The sequence below is a fragment of the Okeania sp. SIO3B5 genome (assembly GCF_010692555.1).
Taxonomy (GTDB): Bacteria; Cyanobacteriota; Cyanobacteriia; order Cyanobacteriales; family Microcoleaceae; genus Okeania.
Map to the genome: position 1 here is coordinate 1 of NZ_JAAHHG010000541.1, position 6,654 is coordinate 6,654.

Consider the following 6,654-nt stretch of genomic DNA (forward strand, 5'->3'; position numbering starts at 1 on the left):
CGGCTTTGACAGTTAAAATAGTTAGAAATTGTCCCCAGCCAGCATCATTAATTGATTTACTCAAACGAGTCTTTGCTAGCCCTTTAATGTTTAAATTTGCCTCCGGCACGCCGCTCCGCGTCTACATAGGCGATAACTTCGGCTTTTGATAACAATTCATTAGCTTTTTTGAAATGAAAGTCTTTACGTTTATCGGCTACCTTTTTGTGTTGTTTCGCTACAGATAGAAGAGCTTTTAACCATCTTTTGCTACCTTTCTTTTTACGAGATAAACGTTTCTGTAGAGTCTTTAATCGCTGCTGAGATTTTCGGTAGTATTGAGGGATCGGGATTGATTCTCCTTCACTTGTTACTAAGAATTCCTTCAACCCCATATCAATTCCCAGAGTATTTTTTAATGTAGGTTCCACTTTAGTTGTTAAAGCTGGAACTAATTTGTCTTCTAGGGATAAAGTTACATAATAACCATCTGCTTTACGACTAATTGTTACTGTTTTAATTTGAAAACCATCAGGTAACGGTCGATGTTTAATCAACTTAATGTTGCCTATTTTTGGCAAATTAATTTGATTTCCTTCAATACAGTTTTGTTTGATTTGAGGATAAGTAAAACTACGATAACGTCCTTTTCCTTTAAACCTTGGTTTTCCTAATTTCTGCCCATTTTTGTCTGCTATCAACCATCTATCAAAGGCAAGTTTAACCCGTTTTATGCAATCTTGACATACCTGAGAGTGAATTAGTTTGTACTCAGGAAACTTGTCTTTGGTATTGACCAAATCTCGTTTTTGAGAGTAATAATTTGGATTATCTCTTAGTTGAGGAATTGGCATCACTAAAGGGCAAGCGTTAACTGGACAACGGTTTTTTGACCACCATGAAAACCTTTCACCCAACCGATAGTTGTACTGCCGACGCAACGATTCCAACCACAATTCTATTGTGGCTATTTGTTCTTTGTTGGGCCTTAATTTATATTGGTAGGCAGTGCGCATGGTGGAAATTTTCTGGGGTTATTGCAATATCATAATACAAGTTTTTCAACTAGGGCGAAGGTTTTTGCTGAGATATCATGCAAATTGAATCGGCATCGAACCCATTCAATTGGCCGCCGATTCATCTGGTCGCCAAATCACAGATTATGGCGTGAGGCTCAAGGGCGATCTAGCTAACTCCTGAGGACTGACTCCTAATTATTTAGTCCAACGATTTTGACTTTGCTCTAGATGTTCTATTGACATCCTCCCGACGCTGCACTTGCGTGACAGCGCGGGATTCCCTAGCATCACTGTTAGGGGCTTTCTGCTTCAATGCACCCGTATAAGCGAGATTTACTCTCTTCCGGTCTTACGGTCGCTCCACAGACTGACACTGCTCCTCCCGCAGCCTTCTTGGTGGGCGTTCCCTCTCTTGGTCAGCATTCCGCAAGCGAGCTGGCGTCGTCGCGGGGTCTGACCGCTTGCGCCTGACGCCGACGCGGGTTCCCATCCGCAAAATATTTATACTTGCGTTGATATCCCGGTCATGGTGACTACCACATTCAGGACAATCCCACTCTCTAATATTTAGAGGCAATTTTTCTACTACATGACCACAATTAGAACAGCGCTTGGAACTAGGGAAGTATCGGTCAATTTTGACTAACTTCCGTCCATACCAATCAGCCTTGTATTCTAATTGCCTCACTAATTCTCCCCAGTTAGCATCACTTATCGCTCTAGCTAATTTGTGGTCTCTTGGTGCGCGTTCCGCAAGCGAGCTGGCGTCGTCGCGGGGTCGCACCGCTTTTTGACCATGTTTCGTACTGCTAAATCCTCAACTACAATAGTTTGATTTTCTCTAATCAGTTGTAGGGGAGCCGTCGGATTGGCGACGTATGTTAGCTTGTGAGTGTAATCAAGTCTTGAGTCTTTAATCAAGCGCGTGTATCTTGGCTACTTTCAGCCTGGCTTTTTGATAATTATTAGACTTTTTGTCGGGTTTTCTATCTAGGGATTTCTGGGCTATCCTCAGTTTTTTATGTAACCTCTGAAGATTTTTTGGGTTGGCAACTTTTTTACCATCGCTGGTGGTTAGTAAGCTGGTAATGCCTAAATCAATGCCAACTTGTTTGGTAACAGGTTTGAGTTTTAAATCTCTGGTATCATTAACTCTTCATTGATACAGACCATCTACCACTAGGCTCAAGCTTGACAGTAATTGTGCTAGGTACACAACCTGCTGGTAGTGGCCTACTCCATCTAATAGGTAGTGGTTCTGAACATTTAGCTAAATAGACTTGGCCATCTTTCCACTTAAATGCCGACTTCGTGAATTCAGCACTACCACCGTTGCGCTTTTTCTTGAAGTTGGGATATTTCGCCTGTCCACTAAAAAAATTGGTGTTTGCGCAGCATTCCGCAGGAAAAGCAGTTTGTAAATGTCTCAAGCTTTGCTGCAATGGTACACTACTTACTTCAGTCAGAAAATCCAAGTCTTCCTGCTTTTTCCAGGAAGTTAGCATGGCTGAAGTTTGCTTGTAACTTACTCGCTCTTTGTTCTCATACCAGGCAGTAGTTTTAGCTGCTAAAGCTTTGTTGTAGATGAGGCGTACACATCCCAAGGTTCTCCGCAACAGACTTTCCTGCTCTGGAGTTGGGTAAAATCTAAATTTGTACGCTTTTTCCACCATCTACTGACTAATTTTCAACCCACAACATTCTCACAGATTATTTGTAAACCCGCAATATTGATTGGTTTTCCCATACGGTGATCCCCTACGGGAGAGCGCGGGTCTTCAACCAACGTTTTGATAAATAAACCATAGTCTTCCACTGTGACGTTCTCCTACATCAAATCAAAGATTATGATGTAGGCTTCCCAACCTCGCGGACGCGGGCTTTCTGTTTCACAGGGAGTGCAACCACTTAACCCTCACCAGACAGAGATGATGAGACCCACCACCTTTTTGTACTGAACAATTCTGTACTCCGATACACACCCTCAAGAGTTTTACCTTTTCACGGGCCGACCGCGAACTTCATGAATTGAACCCCATACTCGCTATTTGTTTTCTATGTGCTGTTATCAAGTGCGTATTACCGCTACTCCTGATATAATCACCAATAACACAAAAAAGCACACAATGCAAGCTCTAAGTGGACGCTACGCGGTTTATTTGTTGGTCGGCAATTCCCCTCCCGTTAACATTTGTATAACGGGAGACCCCTTGCCGACATCAAAGTTGGAAAAAGTAAGGCAGAAGGCAGGAGGCAGCTATGCTGTTTGCGCAGCATTCCGTAGGAAAGGCAGAAGGAAAGAAAAGATTAAAAGGGAGAAAGTTTTTTGATTGCGCTTTCCATTCAATGCATGCATAAAATGCTGGAATATCCCCTGATAATTCCTACTTTCTTCCTACTGACTCCCAACTCCTGACTCCTGAGGGCTGACTCGTAATTATTTAGTCCAACGATTTTGACTTTGTTCTAAATGTTTTAATAATTCTTGTTTACTCAAAGAAGGTTTTTTGCAAATCAAACCTTGACAAACTAATCCTACAGAATTTTTGGGTAAATCTGTTTCAACCTTATAAATAGTAGTAGGAAAATACTGAGTAATTAAACTAGAAATTTCTGCTTCAGATGTTCTAACTAAAGTTTGGTTTCTATACCAGTCAAGAGCAATAAATAAACTCGGGCAAGCTTGAGGAGATTGTTTCATTATGCTGCTAAAAGCTGTTAAAGCTGACTCAGCTCGGTCGAGATAATATAATTCTTCAGTTAGCAAAGATAGACGTACTAAATTGGCAACTGCTATGCCATTTGCTGCGGGAGTTGCATTATCAATATAGTTCCGTTCTCGTAATATTAATTCTCCACTAACATCGCTCGGTGAATTGTAATAACCTGATGCTTCTAAACTCCATAAAAAATTATCAAATTCATCTTGTAATTTTACTGCTGTTTCTAGCCAATAATTAGTATTTGATGAAGTAATAGAAGCCTGTTGTAAGTCTAGCAAAGCTTTAATAAACAAAGCATAGTCTTCTGACTGTGCCATTACTGCCACTTTACCTTCATAATTTAATCTATGAAAACGTTCGTCAACCCACTGATTTTTGATGATGAAATTAGCAGCATTAATGGCTAGTTCTAGATATTCTGAATTGTTAAATGCTGTGGCTGCCCGTGCCAACCCAGAAATCATTAGACTATTCCAAGCAACAATCATTTTAGTGTCTGTTACTGCTGGAATTCTACCAGGCCAATTATTATTTTTTGCTTCTTGATTATTGGTTGCTGGTGGGAAAGTTTTGACAAAAAAAGGTTTGGCTCCATACCGTAATTCAAATAGTTTAGATAAGGAATTTTCTAGAGCTTCACTTAACTCTCCTGCTTGCTTTCTTTGCAAGACAATTTTTCCCTCGAAATTGCCACTAGATGCTATGAAAAATTGTTCTGATAGTTCAGATAATTCTTCAGAGGTTAATAATTTTTCTAATTCTTGATAATTCCAAATATAGAATGCACCTTCTTCTGGTTCAGCTTCATCTGGAGTGGTAAAACTATCAGCATCTTGAGCAGCATAAAAAAATCCTTCTGGTGCAGTCATTTCTCGTTTTAGCCAATTTATTGTGCCGATAATTCCTCGTTTAAAAGCTGGTTCTTGATGTCCTGCACTCCATAAATTAGCCAAATATTCAACAATTTGACCGTTATCGTAGAGCATTTTTTCAAAGTGGGGAACTGTCCAAGTTGCGTCTACTGTATAACGATGAAAACCTCCGGCAATATGGTCGTAAATTCCTCCTAATGACAGATGTAATCCTCGTTGTAAACAAATTTGATTACCATCATATTGAGATTCAAAATTAAACCTTGTTCCTTGTAATGCTGCTTGTCCATAAGGTATCATGGGAAAGCTTTGTTGAGAGTAGCGATCGCTGATAATTGCGGTACTAACTTCTAAACCTTTTTGCAGTATTTCTTGGCTTAAATCTTCTGCTTCTGGTAATAAAACTGATTTTCTTAACGCCTCTAACACTTCGGATTTTAAATCGTTAAGTTTATTTTTTTCAATGTCATAAAATTCTCTAATTTTTCGTAAAACTTCTAAAAATCCTGGTCGTCCATAACGAGGTTCAACAGGGAAATAAGTTCCACCAACAAAAGGTGTTAAATCATCAGGAGTTAAGAATATATTTAACGGCCAACCACCCTGTCCTGTTAACATTTGTAATGCCTGCATATAGATACTATCTACATCAGGTCGTTCTTCTCGATCTACTTTGATTGGTAAAAATTTTTCATTCAAATATTGGGCGATTTTATCATCAGAAAATGCTTCTCCTTCCATAACGGTACACCAGTGACAACTTGAATAACCAATTGATAGAAAAATTGGTTTATCTTCCCGCCGTGCAGTTTCTAAAGCTTCTTCACTCCACGGCCACCAATCAACAGGATTTTCTGCGTGTTTGCGGAGATAAAGGCTTTGAGATTTAGCTAAACGATTGGTCATTTTTTCTGACTCCCTAATTATTGTTAATATTGTCAACTATTCTGGTACTTTGAAAAGTAGATGATTAACATTTCCGCAGATTATAACGTATTTATGATTTTTGGGGCTTGATTTGTAAGAATTCAGCTATTAGCAGTCAGCACTTCAGCAATTATTAATAAATAATTACTTCTCAGGTTTTGCAAGGGGAATCATGGTATTCAATAATTAATAATTAATAATTAATAATTAATAATTAATAATTAATAATTACCTCTTCTTTTCAAGGAGAGGATTGACGTACTAAGGAAGAGGATTAGTATAACCAAATAAATTGTTGAAATTTTTGTTCTTAAAATAAGAGGAGTCAAAATTTATATTTCTATTTACTCTCAAAAATCATCAAGATTTCATTAATGGATAATGGATAATGGATAATTGATAATTACCTCTGGTTAAAACCGTTACGGAATTGAATATAAGGAGATATTATTTCTTCTCTTGGTCGATTGGATATGGTTAGGAAACCCATCCATCCCTCGACCGCTTTTTCCCCTTAAAAGGGGAGGCTTTAAACCTTAATTATTTAATTATTAATTATTAATAATTAATAATTAATAATTCGGTAATGCCAATTACCAAAAGCAATGCGACGTAAGCATTCAGCCGTCAGTTATCAGCTAGCCTCCTATGGTCGGAACTTTCCTACGGAATACTACGCAAACGTTAACAGCTATGAGTTATTAGCTCATTATCGGCTCAAAAGAGAAATTAGTCTCCAAGGAGAATTAAAACTTATAAAAAAAATGTCTTCAGCTAACCTTAGTAATTTCTTAAATATGTTCAAAAGCTGAATGATGAATGCTGATAAATGAATGCTTACTGTGTAACACCAATTCCAAAAAATAATGCTATACTTTCAACGGGACTTCAGTTATTAAGTAATAATAATAGACATCTCCAAAAATCAAAAATACAATCAATTATTATCCATAAATTATCAATTATTCCTCTCCCCTCCTGGGAGGGGCTAGGGGTGTGTTGGGAGGGGGAGGGGCGAGGGGTGGGTTCCCTGTTCCCTGTTCCCTGTTCCCTCTTTTCTGGAGATGTCTAATGATTCAGTAATGTTCGTAAGGATTATAGGCATTAATCCAAAATATCGCTGTTTAGAATTGA

At 38.5% G+C, this 6,654-nt stretch carries 2 protein-coding genes and 1 pseudogene; all 3 read right to left on the reverse strand.

Annotation, left to right across the window (positions count from 1 at the left end):
* Window positions 1–83: 83 nt before the first annotated feature.
* Window positions 84–995 carry a transposase gene (locus F6K54_RS37735; protein WP_366558354.1) on the reverse strand — a complete coding sequence of 304 codons (912 nt, stop codon included), beginning with the start codon at window positions 993–995 and terminating at the stop codon, window positions 84–86.
* A gap of 352 nt (window positions 996–1,347) precedes the next feature.
* Window positions 1,348–2,671: pseudogene (locus F6K54_RS37740) on the reverse strand (RNA-guided endonuclease InsQ/TnpB family protein).
* A gap of 764 nt (window positions 2,672–3,435) precedes the next feature.
* Complete coding sequence (locus tag F6K54_RS37745; protein WP_293089148.1) at window positions 3,436–5,499, reverse strand: thioredoxin domain-containing protein; 2,064 nt, start codon at window positions 5,497–5,499, stop codon at window positions 3,436–3,438.
* Window positions 5,500–6,654 lie beyond the last annotated feature (1,155 nt).

Coding starts and splice junctions, on each gene's coding strand:
- F6K54_RS37735 (WP_366558354.1), bottom strand. CDS start 995: ATGCGCACTGCCTACCAATATAAATTAAGGCCCAACAAAGAACAAATA.
- F6K54_RS37745 (WP_293089148.1), bottom strand. CDS start 5,499: ATGACCAATCGTTTAGCTAAATCTCAAAGCCTTTATCTCCGCAAACAC.